Consider the following 14362-nt stretch of genomic DNA (forward strand, 5'->3'; position numbering starts at 1 on the left):
GGTCGAGGTGGAGGGGCTGGCCGCCGCCCCCAGGGTCGGCGCACCGGCCCCCGGCTTCACCGCCACCGCCATCGACGGCAGCGAGGTCTCACTGGACGCGCTGCGTGGGCGTCCGGTCTGGTTGGTCTTCGTGGCCACCTGGTGCTCGGGCTGCCGGGCCGAGATGCCGGACGTGCAGGCCGCCCACCAGGCCGCCGGTGCCGATGGTGTCGAGGTGGTGGCCATCTACGTGGGGGAGGACCAGTCGGAGGTCGGGCCCTACGCCGAGCGGCTGGGGCTGACCTTCCCCCAGCTGCCCGACCCACAGACCAGGCTGGCGGCGTCCTACGGAGTGCTGGGGGTGCCCGCGCACTTCTTCATCGATGCCGACGGTGTGGTTCGCCAGACCCGGGTCGGCATCCTCAACCCCGATCAGATGACAGAAGCGATCAGCCAGGCGGCGTCCTGATCGCCCGGCCGTCCGGTCCGAAGACACCCGACGAACCACGCCGCCACGAGCCGACCAGGTGGTCGTCCACCAGGCCGATCGCCTGCATCAGCGCATAGATCGTGGTCGGCCCGACGAAGCTGAAGCCGCGCCCCTTGAGGGCCTTGCTGAGCGCGATCGCCTCCGGGCTGGTGGTGCGGATGTCGGCCAGCCGCACCGGCGCCGGGGTGCGCTCGGGCTGGTGGGACCAGACCAGCTCGGCCAGCCCACCCTCGGCGCGCAGCGCAACGGTGGCGCGGGCGTTGCCGATGGTGGCCTCGATCTTGCGCCGGTTGCGCACTATGCCCGCATCGGCCAGCAGCCGGTAGACATCGGTCTGGTCGAAGCCAGCCACCGCGTCCGGGACGAAGCCCGCGAACGCCCGCCGGAACGCGTCCCGTTTGGCCAGGATCGTCGCCCAACTCAGCCCGGACTGGAACGCCTCCAGGCTGAGTCGTTCGAACACGCCGGATTCATCGGTGACCGGTACGCCCCACTCGGTGTCGTAGTAGTGGCGGTAGGCCTCGCTCGACACCGCCCACAGCGGCCGCGCCCGGCCGTCGTCGGCCACCACCAGGTCAGGGTTGTCCATGCCCCGATTGTGGCAGGAGCAGGATCTGCAGCCCCCTGGGTGTACTGGCCTGCCGAAGTGCTGGGTAAGGATGAAGCATGACAGATCTCAACGAAGTCAACGACCGTGCTGAAGCCCTGGTCACTTCTGACAAGGGTGGTTTCGAACCGCAGGAGCAGCAGCCCCCCGGCCTGACCGAGGAAATGACTCCCGTGCCCGACCACGGTGAGGAAACCTACGAGGGTCACGGCTTCCTGGAGGGTTTGAAGGCACTGATCACCGGCGGCGACTCGGGCATCGGCCGGGCGGTGGCCATCGCGTTCGCGCGCGAGGGCGCCGACGTCGCGATCTCATACCTGAGCGTCGAGCAGCCGGACGCCGAGGAGACCGCCCGGTGGGTGGAGAAGGCCGGCCGCAAGTGTGTCCTGCTGCCCGGCGACATCACCGTCGAGCAGACCGCCCGCAAGGTGGTCGAGGACGCCGCCCGGCAACTGGACGGCCTGGACATCCTGGTCAACAACGCCGGTGCACAGTGGGCGCGCCGCGAGGGCGGTCTGGAGTCGCTGAAGTCGGAGGAACTCGACCGCATCTACAAGACCAACATCTACGCGATGTTCTGGATGGCCCAGGAGGCGCTGCGCTACCTGGGCAAGGGCTCCTCAATCATCAACGTCAGCTCGATCCAGGCCTACGACCCGTCGGCCAGCCTGATCGACTACGCCTCCACCAAGGCGGCGATCAACAACTTCACCGTCAACCTGGCTGCCGAACTCGGTGAGAAGGGCATCCGCGTCAACTCCGTGGCCCCCGGCCCGATCTGGACGCCGCTGCAGCCGGCCACCAAGCCGGCCGAGTCGATGCCGTCGTTCGGTGACACCCCGCTCGGTCGGGCCGGTCAGCCGGCCGAATGTGCGCCGGCGTTCGTCTTCCTGGCCTCGCCCCGGACGGCGAGCTACGTATCGGGCACCGTCCTGGGGGTGACCGGCGGCAAGCCTGTCTTCTGAACCTGCGCGCAGGGGTTTCGAAGCCCCGCCATGATGTGTTACCGGGCGTTCACCCGCGCCCGGTAGCTTCATGGTGTGGTTAGTCAGCCTGGCCTGGCCCGTCGACTCGGATTGTCCGACGCGGTGGTGATCGGCCTCGGCTCCATGATTGGAGCGGGGGTTTTCGCCGCGTTCGCACCCGCCGCCCAGGCGGCCGGGGGCGCGTTGCTGCTCAGCCTGGCCCTGGCGGGACTGGTCGCCTTCTGCAACGCGACCTCGTCGGCCCAGCTGGCTGCGATCTACCCGACTTCCGGCGGCAGCTACGTCTACGGACGCCAGGAGCTCGGCCCGTGGTGGGGGTTCGCGGCCGGCTGGTGCTTCGTGATCGGCAAGACCGCTTCTTGTGCTGCGATGGCGCTGACTTTCGCCAGCTACGCGGTGCCGTGGCCGCAATGGCGACGCCCGGTGGCGGTGGCGGCGGTGCTCGCAATCACGGCCGTCAATTACCGCGGCATCACCCGGACCGCCCGGTTGAGCCGGGCGATCGTGGCAGTAGTGCTGGCAGTGCTGGGGCTCGCGGTGGTGCTCGGTCTGGGCCTTTCCGGAACCGCTGCCCAGCCCATGGACTTTGGCACGGGCTGGGGGCCGGCCGGCGTCCTGCAGGCCGGTGGCCTGCTCTTCTTCGCCTTCGCCGGCTACGCCCGGATCGCGACCATGGGTGAGGAGGTGCGGGATCCGCAACGAACCATCCCGCGGGCGATCGTCCTGGCGCTGGGGATGGCATTGGCTGTCTACCTGCTGGTTGCGTGGATGCTGCTGCGGACGCTCGGCCCGGCAGAGCTGGCCACCTCGGCCGCGCCGATCGCGGACGCGATGGTCGCAGTGGGAGCGGAGTGGGCGGCGCCGATCATCGGGGTCGGGGCGGCGGTTGCGGCGCTTGGGTCGTTGCTCAGCCTGATCGCCGGAGTGGGTCGCACCGGTCTGGCCATGGCGCGGGAACGCGACCTGCCCGGCTGGCTGGCAGCGGTGCACCCCAGATACCGGGTGCCACACCATGCCGAGATCGCGCTTGGGTTGGTGGTGAGCGTGCTGGTGCTGCTCTTCGACCTCCGGTCAGTCATCGGTTTCTCCAGTTTCGGGGTGTTGCTCTACTACGGCATCGCCAACGCCTCCGCGTTCCGGCAGGTCAATGGCAGACGATACCCACGGGGGCTGCAGTTGCTGGGGCTGGCGCTCTGCCTGCTGTTGGCGGTCACGTTGCCCTGGCAGTCGGTCGCAGCGGGCGCGGCGGTGCTGCTCACCGGTTTGGCGGGCCGTGCGGTGGTGCTCGGGCGAGGAGCCGCTGACCGGTAGGTAAACCTGCGGGCCGGACGCCTGACTGGGTGGTACAGCACTGCGCTGCGCTGGTCGTGCCCCTGCCGGCCGGGCAGGTGCAACCGCCGCGCAACCGCCGCATTGAGCGGAATGTCCGAACGCCCGAAGTCGTTGACCCCTCAACAACATCAGGAGAGGAAGACCGTTGAGTTCACCCGCCGTGACCGACACCCGCAACCAGACCGATCGGCCGATCGCGCCGCTACTGGCTGACCGCTGGAGCCCAAGGGGCTTCGACGCCAGCCACGAGATCGACCGCGACGACCTGTTGAGCATCCTGGAGGCGGCCCGGTGGGCACCGTCTGCCGGTAACACCCAGCCCTGGGGTTTCATCGCCGCGCGCCGTGGCACCCCCGAGTTCGACCAGATCGTCGCGGCCCTGGCCGACTTCAACCAGGCCTGGACACCGCGGGCGTCCGCGCTGATCGTCTTCGCCAGCCTGCCCGAGCGGGCCGGCAGGATGACTGCGTGGGTCGACTACGACCTCGGGCAGGCCGCCGCACATGCCTCGATGCAGGCCGAGTACCTCGGACTGCGCGTCCACCAGATGGGCGGATTCGCCGCGGACGCCATCCGGGAAGCGTTCGACCTGCCGCCCGGCGTGCTACCCAGGAGCGTGATGGCCATCGGGCGGCACGACGACTCCGACGACGTCCCGGCCAGGATCCGGCAGCGTGACGCGTCGGAGCGTGTCCGGCTACCGCTGTCCGACCTGCTGATCCACCGCGCCTGACCGGCGTCCCCAGACCGGCAGCCGTGGGCTGATTGGCAGCCGCTGCCCTACCGGTGTGGTGTCCAGCCCCACCCGAAGCCGGTCGCGCTGCTCACAACAGCACGGCACCTGGGAGCAGCGCATCCCGGGCGGGCAGGCCTTGCCCATGCAGTAGACCGCGGTGGGGGAGCCGTCGACGTCCATCACCTGCACCGGGGTGCCGAAGACCCCGGTGAGCAGTCGGCCATCCATCAGTTCGCGCACCGGGCCGTGCGCGACCACCTGGCCGTCGGCCATCGCCATCAACTGGTCTGAGTAGGCGGCGGCGAAGTTGAGGTCGTGCATCACCATCACCACAGTCCGGCCCAGTTCGTCGGCGGCCCGCCGCAACTGCTGCATCATCTGCACCGAGTGGCGCATGTCCAGGTTGTTCAGCGGCTCGTCCAGCAGGATGTAGTCGGCGTCCTGGGCCAGCACCATCGCGATGAACGCCCGCTGCCGTTGACCGCCCGACATCTGATCGATGAACCGGTCGGCCAGCTCGGTCAGGTTGACGAACTCCATCGCCTGCTCGACGGCGGCCAGGTCGCCCGGCGTCAATCGCCCCCGGCTGTGCGGGAAGCGTCCCATCGCGACCAGCTCACGCACCCGCAGCCGGGCGGTGGTGTGGTTGTCCTGCCGCAGGATCGCCAGCTTCCTGGCCAGCGTCGCCGACGGCGTCCTCGCCACGTCGAGCCCGCCGACGTGCACGATGCCGGTGGTGGGGTCCAGCAACCGGCCCAATATGGTCAGCAGGGTCGACTTGCCGGCCCCGTTGGCGCCAATGATGGACGTGATGCCGCCCGCCTCGATCTCGCCGCTCACGCCCTGGTTGGCGCTGCCGAGCACGGTGGTGCCCTGGTAGGCCTTGGTCAGGTTCTCGAAGCTGATCACAGTTTTCGGCCTCCGATCAGGATTGCCAGGAAGACGATGCCGCCCGCGAACTCGATGATCACGGTCAGGAATCCGGATGCGTAGAACAGGTGCTGCAGGATGAACTGCCCGCCGGCCAGCCCGACGACACCCAGCAGGAAGGCCATCGGCAGCACGTGGCCGTGCCGGTGGGTGCCGGCCAGCTGGTAGGACAGCGTGGCGATCAGGAAGCCGAAGAAGGTCATCGGCCCGACCAGTGCGGTGCTGAACGCGACCAGCACCGCAACCAGCGCCAACATGACGGTCAGCTCCCGGCGGTGGTTGATGCCGATGCTGGTCGCCAGCTCGCGGCCCAGCAGCAGCCCGTCGAGCACGTGCCGACGAGCCCACACCAGCCCGCCGACCGCTGCGCAGACCACGAACGCCAGCGGCAGTTGGTCGGCCTTCACCGAGGTCAGCCGGCCGAACAGCTCCAGCGAGAGCAGGTCGTAAGCGGTGGGGTGCAGCAACCGCTCGATGAACGTCGAGATCGTGGTGAACGCCATCCCGAGCACCACCCCCACCAGCAGCGTCACATACAGTCCGCCGGTGCTGCGCGTGAACAGCCAGCGGTAGAGCGCCACGGCGAAGCCGACCATCAGCGCGGTCTGGATGACCAGCCGGGGAATCCCCTCGGTGGCGGCCAGCACCTGGCCGCCGAACAGCGCCACCAGCACGGTCTGCATCAGCACGAACAGGGCGTCGAAGCCCATCACCGACGGGCTGAGGATCCGGTTGGCGGTGACGGTGTGGAAGATCACCGTCACCACGCCCTGGGCGAACGCTGCCACCAGCATCGCGCCGGCGGTCGCGCCGCGCAGTTGCAGCGCGAACTCGACGTTGCCGCGGACGTTCCAGCCCAGGTAGCCCACCAGCGCGACCACCGCCAGCACCGCGGCGATCACCAGCCGCCAGCCCGGCGGGATCGTTCGGCGCCCGGCGCGCGTCCCCGCAGTTGGCGCCGCGATGGGACGGTCAAGCACTGATGCGCTCACGCTGGCTCACCACCATCACGATGAATCCGATGCCTCCGATGATCCCCATCACGACCGACGCCGGGATCTCCATCGGGGCGATGACCACGCGTCCGACCAGGTCGCAGATCAGCAGCAGCCCGGCGCCCACGACGGCGACCAGTGGCAGGTTGGCGCGCAGGTCATCCCCGCGCAGCATCGAGATCAGGTTCGGCACGATCAGGCCGAGGAACGGGATGAAACCGACCACCACCGAGGTGATGCCGGTGGACAGCGCCACCAGGGTGGTGCCCAGCACCACGGTCCGGTTGTAGTCGAGGCCGACGTTGGTGGCGACCTCGCGTCCCAGCCCGGCGACGCTGAACCGGTCGGCGGCGAACCAGGCCACCACCGCGATCGCCAGCACCGCCCACAGCGGCTCGTAGAAGCCACGCACGATCGACGAGAACCCGCCCGACCGCCAGGCCGACATGGCCTGCAGCAGGTTGAACCGGCCGGCCAGGAAGGTGCCCAGGGCGCCGACCACCGAGCCCAGCATGATGCCGACCAGCGGCACGATCACCGATCCGGTGACCCCGACTCGCCGCAGGATGGCCAGGAAGATCATCGTCCCGACGAACGCGAATAAGCTTGCCACGGCCATCTTGGCCAGCGGCGGGGCGTCCGGGACGACCAGCAGGACGCCCAGCACGCCGAGCCCGGCCCACTGGCTGGTGCCGGCGGTGGTCGGCTCGACGAACTTGTTCTGGGTGATCATCTGCATGATCACGCCGCTGATGGTCATCGCCATCGCGGCGAAGATGAGCGACAGGGTGCGCGGCACCCGGGAGATCCAGAAGACCTCCGCCTGCGCCGGGTCGGAGAACACCCCGGCCGGCGTCAGGTCGTAACCCCCCACCAGCAGGGACGCCAGCACCAGCCCGGCCAGCACCACAGCGGTGACTGGCCAGGCTGGCGTCAGCTTCGTCGTCGTCCTCACACAGTGCCCTGCAGCGCCTCGGCCAACTGCAGGTAGAAGTTGGTGTACGCGCTGATGCCTTCGGTCCGGTAGAAGTCGTTGTCCAGGTAGAGCACCTGGCCCTCCGACATGAAGGTGGTGTTGCCCCACAACTCCTGCGCCTCGATGGTGGCCTGCGCCGGTGCCCCGCCGCTACCGGTCGAGGCGTCCCGGTCGAGGACGAAGACCCAGTCCGGGTTGGCCTGGGCGATGGTCTCGGGCGACAGCCCGGAGTCGTTGTGCACCTGGTCGGAGCCGCCCCGGTCGGCGGCGAAGACGTCGGTCATGTCGAGCGGCTCGATCAGCGGGGCCATCCGGCCGCCACCGTTGTCGATCTTGCCGCCGTTGTGGTTGGCCAGGAAGACGGTCTGCCCGTTGGTCAGGCCGGCCGCCTCGGCAACTGCGGCGTCCAGTTCGGTGTTCAGCCGCTCGGCCTCGGACTGTGCCTGGAAGATCTCGCCCAGCACGGTGGTCTGGTGCTTCAGCGCGTCGACGTACTCGGCGGCCTCGACGCTGGGTGCCAGGTCGACCACCGGCGCTGTGGAGGAAAGGGTCTCGGTGTATTCGGCGAACCGCTTGCCACCGACGATCAGGTCGGGCTCGGCGGCGTTGATCTCCTCGAGCCGCGGCTCGCGGTGCGTGCCCACGTCGATGATGGCCGGGTTGTCCGCCCACTCCGACAGCGAGGCTGGGAGCAGTTCCTTGGGGACCGCGACCGGGGTGATGCCGAACTCGTGCAGCGTCTCGAACGAGGTGCTGTCCAGGGCGACCACGCGCTCGGGCTTCACCGGGACGGTGAGTTCGCCGGTGTTGGTCTGCACGGTGATGGTCCCAGCGCCCGCCTGCGAAACCGGGACCACGTCGTTCGACCCGCAGGCGGTGAGGGTCAGCCCGGCCGCGGCCGCCGCGGCGATCAGGACGTGAAAGGGGCGCAGCTTGCTCAAGTTCCCTCCAAGGGTGTCGGCCGATTGCTCAACCTGTACGATCACTTAGGGCACCCTAAGTAAGGCTCACCTTAGTGACGGGATTTACTCAACACAAACGTTGACTAAATGGTGGACGCCGGCTGCGACCGCGGCCAGGTGGGGCAGCGGCCCAGGTGGAGCAGTGGCAGTGCCCCGGCAACGCAAACGCGACCGCTCAGCCGCGCTTCGCGGGGACCGGTCGCGTTGCCTACAGAGGCTTTGGACTAGGGGATGTGCGGGGTGTCGCTGTCGGAGAAGTACTCGCGGTCCTCCTCGAACGGGCCGGTGTAGTCGCGGGGCTCACCCTGCGATACGTGCTGGGTGTCGGACGCCGGTGGGGTCTCGTCAACGGGCACGTTGTCGTCGGGATCCAGGTTCTGGACTTCGGAAACTTCTGCCATGGTTCCTCCTCGGTCGGCGTATCGCTTCTTCAAGCCTGCCATGCGGCGCCGATCTGGCAGGCGATTCTGGCGGCACAGCCGAACCCGCGCGCGGTCAACGCGACTGCGTGGCGCGGTCGCCCTCCGGGGCGGTTTGCTGGTCGTCCTCGCCGAAGCTCTTGTCCAGCAAACGAACGCGGAGCTGGTCGTCGGTGAACTGGGCCTCCAGTACCGCGACACCGGCGTTCGGCACGTATCCGATGTCACCGCCGAGCAGCTCCGACAGCGACGACCGCAGCAAGGTGCCGTGGGTGACCATCAGCACCGTCTGGCCCGGATACTGGATGGTCGTCGACTCGACCACGAACCGGCCTCGGGCATCCAGCAGTTCGCGGGGCTCGACCCCGGGGATCTGCTGCCGGGCCTCGAAGGGGTCCAGCCGGGCCAGCGGGGGCCACAGCTGCATCAGCTCATCCCAGGTCCGTCCCTCCGCAACGCCCCAGTCACGTTCGGCCAGGCTGGGCAGGACGCGGAGGTCGGTCGTCCCGATGGAGGCGGCGATGATGCGCGCGGTCTCGGCCGCCCGCTGCAGCGGGGAGTGTCGCACCGCTGACCAGCGGATATTGGGCAGTTGGTCGCGCAGGTAGTCGGCGGCCTGGGCGGCCTGGGCGCGTCCCAGGTCGTTGAGCAAGGTGTCCGACGAGCCCTGGAAGCGCCCGACGGCATTCCAGTCGGTCTGGCCGTGCCGGACGAACCCGATGGTGGTGGGTTTGGCTGCTGTCCTCACCACTCCGACACTACAGGGCGCGACGCGCCGTCCCCACTACTCGCTGCCGTCCGAATCTTCGGGACGCGTGCGGTGCCGCCGACTCGGCGCCGAAACTCCGACCGCCGGGATCTCGTCGGTCTGGTAGGCACCCGGCGCGTCCACGATGATGGTGGCGCCCTCGGCCGCGGCAACCATCTCGGCCGGGGCGATGGCCCTTGCCACGTGGTACATCACGATGGTGACAATGGTGCCCAGGGCGATCCCGCCCAGCGAGAACTCGCCACCGAAGTCGAGCGACACATTTCCGACGCCGATGATGATGCCGGCCGCGATCGGCACCAGGTTGATCGGGTTGCCGAAGTCGACCTTGTTCTCCTTCCAGATCTTCGCGCCGAGCAGGCCGATCATGCCGTAGAGCACCACCGTGATGCCGCCCAGCACCCCGCCCGGGGTTGCCGAGATCACCGCGCCGAACTTGGGCGAGAACCCGAAGGCGATCGCTACCAGCGCCGCCACCACGTAGGCCGCGGTCGAGTAGACCCGGGTGGATGCCATCACCCCGATGTTCTCGGCGTAGGTGGTGGTGGGTCCGGCCCCGGCGAAGGTCGAGATCATCGAGGTGAGCCCGTCGGCGCCGATGGCGCGACCCATGTACGGGTCGAGGTCGTCGCCGGTCATCTCGGCAACCGCCTTGACGTGCCCGGTGTTCTCGGCGATCAGCGCGATCACCACCGGGATGGCGATCAGCGCGAAGCCGAGGTTGAAGTTCGGCAGGTGGAAGCCGACCACGTTGTCGGGGCTGCCGAAGGTCCAGTTGGCCAGGTCCGTGACCGGGGGGAAGCCGATCCAGGCGGCCTCGTGCACCTTGGTCCAGTCGACCCGCAGCGCCTCGGTGACGGTGCCGTCCGCGGCGACCCGGGTGATCGGCCCGAGCGCCACGTCGGCCAGCCAGCTCAGCAGGTAGCCGATGATCAGCGAAAGGAAGATCGCGATCCGTCCGGGGAAGCCGCGCAGGCCCACCGAGAGCAGGATCACCACGACCATCACGATGGTGGCCATCCACTGGTCCTGCGGCCAGTAGGTGGCCGCGACCACCGGTGCCAGGTTGAACCCGATCAGCATCACCACGGCCCCGGTGACGACCGGCGGCAGCGCCCGGTGGATAACGCCCGAGCCCAGGTAGTGGATGATCAACCCGGCCGCCACCAGCAGTACCCCACACCAGAACATGGCGCCCGAGACGTGGTCTGGACGCCCGCCCTGGGCGTAGATCGCGGTCGCCACGCCGACGAACGAGGCGGAGCTGCCCAGGTAGCTGGGCACCCTGTGCTTGACCAGGAAGAGGAAGATCAGGGTGGCCACGCCGCTCATCATCACCGCCAGTTGCGGGTTCAGGCCCATCAACAGGGGGAAGACGAAGGTGGCCCCGAACATGGCGACCACGTGCTGGGCCCCCAGGCCGATGGTCTTGCCCCAACTCAACCGTTCCTTCGGTGCGACGACCGCCCCCGGCTCGAGTACTCCATGGTTGTGCAGCTGCCAGATCGCCATATTGGTCCCTTCCCGCAGCGCAGTCTAGGACCGTCGAACCGCACCGTTGACCGCGGCCAGTGGGCTGGACAGCTACCGGGAAGCCACCGCCGAGATGCCCATCAGGGCCCGAAGCTGCCCGATCGCCGGGACGAACTGGTGTCCGAGCGGAATCGCGGCCGGATGGTCCACCAAGTGCTGGTGCCTGCCGCCGACCCCGATCAGCAATCCGGGTCGCGCCTGCGCCAACGCTGCCACCAGTTGCTGGGCGGGTGCCACGTCGTCGAGCATCGGGACCGCGATGATGGCTGCCCTGGCGCGTTGCCGGGTTGCCGCCTGCGCCCAGTTCTCCGCCGGCAGGTCGGCGCCCAGGTAGACCACCTGCCACCCGATCCGCCGCATGGCGGTGGCGAAGGCGTAGATACCGATCTGGTGCTGGCAGCCGGACGGCAGGCCGGCCAGCACCAGCGGCGTAGTCATCCGGAGGGCGGGAGCGGCGTCCCAGAGCAGGCTCAACTGGCCCATCACCGCTGCCGCCAGCATGTGCTCCTGCTCGATGCTGATCCGCCCCGAGGCCCATTCCTCGCCGACCAGTTCCAGCATCGGCAGCAGCCAGGTGTCGGCCACCTCGGCCAAGTCGACCGTTCCCAGCGACATCTGGAGCCCGGCCGTCAGCGCCTCGAAGCTCCACTCCCCGGAGCCGAGCCGGTCGACCAGCTCCCGGGGAGCGTTGGCGTCCAGCACCGAGCGCACCCCAAGGACGTAGTCGGCGGCATGCCGGGGCGGCACGCCGACGTGGACCAGCCGCGCCATCTGCCGGAGCAGTCCGACCTGGTCGTCGGTGTACGTCCGGTAGCCGTTGGCCTCGCGGGCCGGCTTGGGCAGTCGGTAGCGCTTCTCCCAGGCCCGCAACGTGTAGGGACTGACGCCGCACAACGCGGCGACCTTGCTGATGCTCAGCCCCATGATCCCTCCTCGTTGGCAGTCCGTCGCAAAACCATTGACAAACCTTGGACAAAACGATGCACCATGAGGCATGGTTTTGTCATGACCAGCGTCAGACTGCTTCCGAATGCCACCGATCTGGTGGTACTGGTCGACGGAGCCGGCCGTACCCTCGGCACCGCACACCGGCTGGCCGTCCACACCGACAACACCCCCCGCCACCTCGCCTTCTCCAGCTACCTGTTCGATCCGGACGGCCGGCTGCTGATCACCCGGCGGGCCCTGGACAAGATCACCTGGGCGGGGGTGTGGACGAACTCGTGCTGCGGTCACCTGCGGCCAGGCGAGAACGCGCTCCAGGCCGCGGCCCGGCGGATCTCCGAGGAGCTCGGCGTCCACCCGACCGACCTGCGGGTGGTGCTGCCCGACTTCAGCTATCGCGCGGTGGACGCCAGCGGAATCGTCGAGAACGAACTGTGCCCGGTGCTGGTTGGGCAGATCCCGGCGAGGGTCAACCCGGATCCCACCGAGATCAGCGAGTATACGTTCGTGACTTGGGAAGACTTCCAGACCGCCATCGCCGCCACCCCTGCGGTTTACAGTCCATGGGCGGTCGCCCAGATGGCCCAGCTCGCCGGCCGCCACCCCCTGCAGCCCACTCCGGCCAGCGACCTGACCGGCTTTCGGGCCGACGTGGACGCCGAGATGGCGACCCAGTTCGAGATCCTCCAGACCAAGTGGTCCCAGTTCGCCACCCATGCCAGCCTTGACATCCTGCCAGATGACCTGCCCGGCTGGGCGCAACGCGCGTGCGCCCAGGGCGGTAAGCGGATCCGGGTGGCGATGGTCTGGTACGGCTTCCTCGCCGGCGGCGGGCGGACGCGTCCGGCCGGCTACTGCGATGCGGTGCGGGCGGCGGCCGCGAGCGAGCTGCTGCACCTGTTCGCGCTCATCCACGACGACGTGATGGACGCCTCGCCGCTGCGCCGGGGGGTGCCCGCCGCCCACGTCGAGGCTGCCGAGTGGCATGCCGCCGCCGGCGGTGCCGGCGATTCCGAGCAGTTCGGCCGCAGCATGGCGATGCTGCTGGGGAGGAGCATTGCGCTAACGTACCTTTATGGATTGCGTCATCTACACCCGAGTGAGCCTCGACCGCACGGGCGAAGCGCTGGCCGTGTCCCGTCAGGAGGCCGACTGCCGCAAGCTGGCCAAGTCGCTCGGGCTGCGCGTGGCCCAGGTCTACACCGACAACGACATCAGCGCCACGAGCGGCAAGGTGCGCCCCGGCTTCGAGGCCATGTTGGACGCCCAGCCCACGGCGATCATCGCGTGGCATCAAGACCGGCTGCTGCGCCTTACCCGCGACCTGGAACGGGTGATCGCGCTCAACGTGCCCGTCTACACCGTGACGGCTGGCACCCTGGACCTCACTACCCCGGCAGGCCGTGCCGTGGCGCGCACCGTGGCAGCATGGTCTCAGTACGAGGGCGAGCAGAAGGCCACACGGCAGGTCGCCGCCAACGTGCAGCGGGCAGCCAGCGGCATCCACAATGGTCGCGTGGGCTACGGTTACCGGCGCGAAGGCTCAGCAATGGTGCTGCACGACCAGGAGGCCGCGACGATCCGGGAGGCTGTGCAGCGCGTGCTTGACGGTGACTCGCTGCGGTCCATCTGCAAGGGCTTCAACGAGCGAGGCGTGCCCTCCCCCCGTGCGGCTGAGCGCAACCGGGCCAGGGAGCAAGCCCGCGCCGAGAAGCGCCCCGAGCCGACCTACAGCACGCCCGACCCGCTGTGGAACAGCACCACGCTCAAGCAGATGCTGCTACGAGCCAACCTCGCCGGGCTAATCGTCCACCGGAAGCAAGTGGTGGGACGTACCCCAGCCGACGCACCGCGCGTCATCGACGAGGGCACACACGAACGACTCAAGGCCGTGCTGACAGACCCCGTGCGCCGCACTGCCCCGGCTGGCCGGGAGCCGAAGCACCTGCTGGCAGGCATCGCCCGGTGCGGACGCCCTACCGACGCTCTGGATGACGACGGCGAGCCGATCCCCTGCGGCGGAAAGATGGTGCGCGCCCCTGGCCGGTGGACGACCACCAAGTCGGGCGGCAGCAAGCGCCAGCCGCCGAGCTACGTGTGCAACGAGTGCTATCGCGTGCGCCGCAAGCAATCTGATGTGGACGAGTTCGTGACCGAGGTCATCCTTCGCCGTCTTGAGCAGTCGGACGCTGCACAGCTGTTCAGTCAGGGCGACGCAGGCGCGGCCAAGGAGGCGCGTGATGCTATCGAGGTCATCGACGCCCAGCTCGCGACAGCGGCGGACCAGTTTGCAGAGGGCATCCTGACCGGCGACCAGCTACGCCGCATCACCGTGCGCCTCCGCAAGGACCGCGAGGCGCACGAGCGCACCGCCGCCGAGTCGATGCCCGCGCGGGTGCCGGTGGATGTGGTGGGGCCGCTGGCTCGGCAGACGTGGGCTGGCCTGCACATCGACAGTCAACGAGCCGTCATCGACGCGCTGGCCACAGTGGTCATCGACCCGCAGGGTAGCGGCAAGCCGTTTGACCCTGACCTAGTCCACATCGTGTGGAAGAGCGATTCACGACCACGGCAGACCTAGGAGACTGCTGAAGAAGGCGTGTTTCAGTTTGGGATGAGCGGGACGGGCGGGTCGCCATCACTTTGGCCGTCGGAGCGGCTCTGGTAAGTCACAGCGCGTGGCTGGACACGAGGTCGACCCGC

Annotated in this window: 14 protein-coding genes and 2 pseudogenes; 7 read left to right on the top strand and 9 right to left on the bottom strand. The window is 68.8% G+C overall.

Annotated elements, in window-relative coordinates; all coding sequences use genetic code 11:
* A partial coding sequence (locus WBL05_RS05755) for a TlpA family protein disulfide reductase (protein ID WP_424224382.1) occupies positions 1-448 on the top strand: 448 nt, incomplete at its 5' end.
* Here WBL05_RS05755 and WBL05_RS05760 read toward each other — a convergent pair.
* The gene (locus WBL05_RS05760) at positions 429-1058 is read right to left on the bottom strand and encodes a DNA-3-methyladenine glycosylase I (RefSeq protein WP_424224384.1); all 630 of its coding nucleotides are present in this window, start codon (positions 1056-1058) and stop codon (positions 429-431) included. The two genes, WBL05_RS05755 and WBL05_RS05760, sit on opposite strands and share 20 nt — an antisense overlap.
* A gap of 77 nt (positions 1059-1135) precedes the next feature.
* On the opposite strand from WBL05_RS05760, the gene WBL05_RS05765 reads away from it, so the two are divergent.
* From WBL05_RS05765 to WBL05_RS05775, 3 genes are all read left to right on the top strand, one after another.
* Positions 1136-2041 carry an SDR family oxidoreductase gene (locus WBL05_RS05765; RefSeq protein ID WP_424224386.1) on the top strand — a complete coding sequence of 302 codons (906 nt, stop codon included), beginning with the start codon at positions 1136-1138 and terminating at the stop codon, positions 2039-2041.
* A 75-nt stretch (positions 2042-2116) separates the two neighbouring features.
* Positions 2117-3373 carry an APC family permease gene (locus tag WBL05_RS05770; protein WP_424224387.1) on the top strand — a complete coding sequence of 419 codons (1257 nt, stop codon included), beginning with the start codon at positions 2117-2119 and terminating at the stop codon, positions 3371-3373.
* Between the two features lie 166 nt (positions 3374-3539).
* Complete coding sequence (locus WBL05_RS05775; protein WP_424224389.1) at positions 3540-4127, top strand: nitroreductase family protein; 588 nt, start codon at positions 3540-3542, stop codon at positions 4125-4127.
* Here WBL05_RS05775 and WBL05_RS05780 read toward each other — a convergent pair.
* The 8 genes from WBL05_RS05780 to WBL05_RS05815 all read right to left on the bottom strand — a co-directional run bounded on the left by WBL05_RS05780 (position 4092) and on the right by WBL05_RS05815 (position 11638).
* Positions 4092-5039, bottom strand: coding sequence for an ABC transporter ATP-binding protein (locus WBL05_RS05780; protein WP_424224391.1), 948 nt, complete (start codon positions 5037-5039; stop codon positions 4092-4094). The two genes, WBL05_RS05775 and WBL05_RS05780, sit on opposite strands and share 36 nt — an antisense overlap.
* Positions 5036-6052: an iron chelate uptake ABC transporter family permease subunit gene (locus tag WBL05_RS05785; RefSeq protein WP_424224392.1), complete on the bottom strand. Its 1017-nt coding sequence runs from the start codon at positions 6050-6052 to the stop codon at positions 5036-5038. Before WBL05_RS05785 ends, WBL05_RS05780 begins: the two co-directional genes overlap by 4 nt.
* On the bottom strand, positions 6033-7010 hold the full coding sequence (locus WBL05_RS05790) for an ABC transporter permease (protein WP_424224394.1): 978 nt from the start codon (positions 7008-7010) through the stop codon (positions 6033-6035). The genes WBL05_RS05785 and WBL05_RS05790 overlap by 20 nt, the downstream gene beginning before the upstream one ends.
* The gene (locus WBL05_RS05795; RefSeq protein WP_424224395.1) at positions 7007-7972 is read right to left on the bottom strand and encodes a siderophore ABC transporter substrate-binding protein; all 966 of its coding nucleotides are present in this window, start codon (positions 7970-7972) and stop codon (positions 7007-7009) included. The genes WBL05_RS05790 and WBL05_RS05795 overlap by 4 nt, the downstream gene beginning before the upstream one ends.
* Positions 7973-8217: 245 nt before the next feature.
* On the bottom strand, positions 8218-8394 hold the full coding sequence (locus WBL05_RS05800) for a hypothetical protein (RefSeq protein WP_424224396.1): 177 nt from the start codon (positions 8392-8394) through the stop codon (positions 8218-8220).
* A 94-nt stretch (positions 8395-8488) separates the two neighbouring features.
* Positions 8489-9160, bottom strand: coding sequence for a histidine phosphatase family protein (locus WBL05_RS05805; RefSeq protein ID WP_424224398.1), 672 nt, complete (start codon positions 9158-9160; stop codon positions 8489-8491).
* A 36-nt stretch (positions 9161-9196) separates the two neighbouring features.
* Positions 9197-10693 carry a uracil-xanthine permease family protein gene (locus WBL05_RS05810; RefSeq protein WP_424224399.1) on the bottom strand — a complete coding sequence of 499 codons (1497 nt, stop codon included), beginning with the start codon at positions 10691-10693 and terminating at the stop codon, positions 9197-9199.
* 72 nt (positions 10694-10765) lie between these two features.
* Positions 10766-11638 (bottom strand): MerR family transcriptional regulator, encoded by an 873-nt coding sequence (locus tag WBL05_RS05815; protein WP_424224401.1) that lies wholly within the window; start codon positions 11636-11638, stop codon positions 10766-10768.
* A gap of 63 nt (positions 11639-11701) precedes the next feature.
* On the opposite strand from WBL05_RS05815, the pseudogene idi reads away from it, so the two are divergent.
* From idi to WBL05_RS05830, 3 genes and pseudogenes are all read left to right on the top strand, one after another.
* Positions 11702-12268 (top strand): annotated as a pseudogene (gene idi, locus WBL05_RS05820) (isopentenyl-diphosphate Delta-isomerase); the annotation flags it as partial.
* A 54-nt stretch (positions 12269-12322) separates the two neighbouring features.
* A pseudogene (locus WBL05_RS05825) lies at positions 12323-12622 on the top strand (polyprenyl synthetase family protein); the annotation flags it as partial.
* A 112-nt stretch (positions 12623-12734) separates the two neighbouring features.
* Positions 12735-14240: a recombinase family protein gene (locus WBL05_RS05830; protein ID WP_424224402.1), complete on the top strand. Its 1506-nt coding sequence runs from the start codon at positions 12735-12737 to the stop codon at positions 14238-14240.
* Positions 14241-14362: the final 122 nt, after the last annotated feature.

It is taken from the genome of Brooklawnia sp. (assembly GCF_049651565.1).
Classification (GTDB): domain Bacteria; phylum Actinomycetota; class Actinomycetes; order Propionibacteriales; family Propionibacteriaceae; genus Brooklawnia.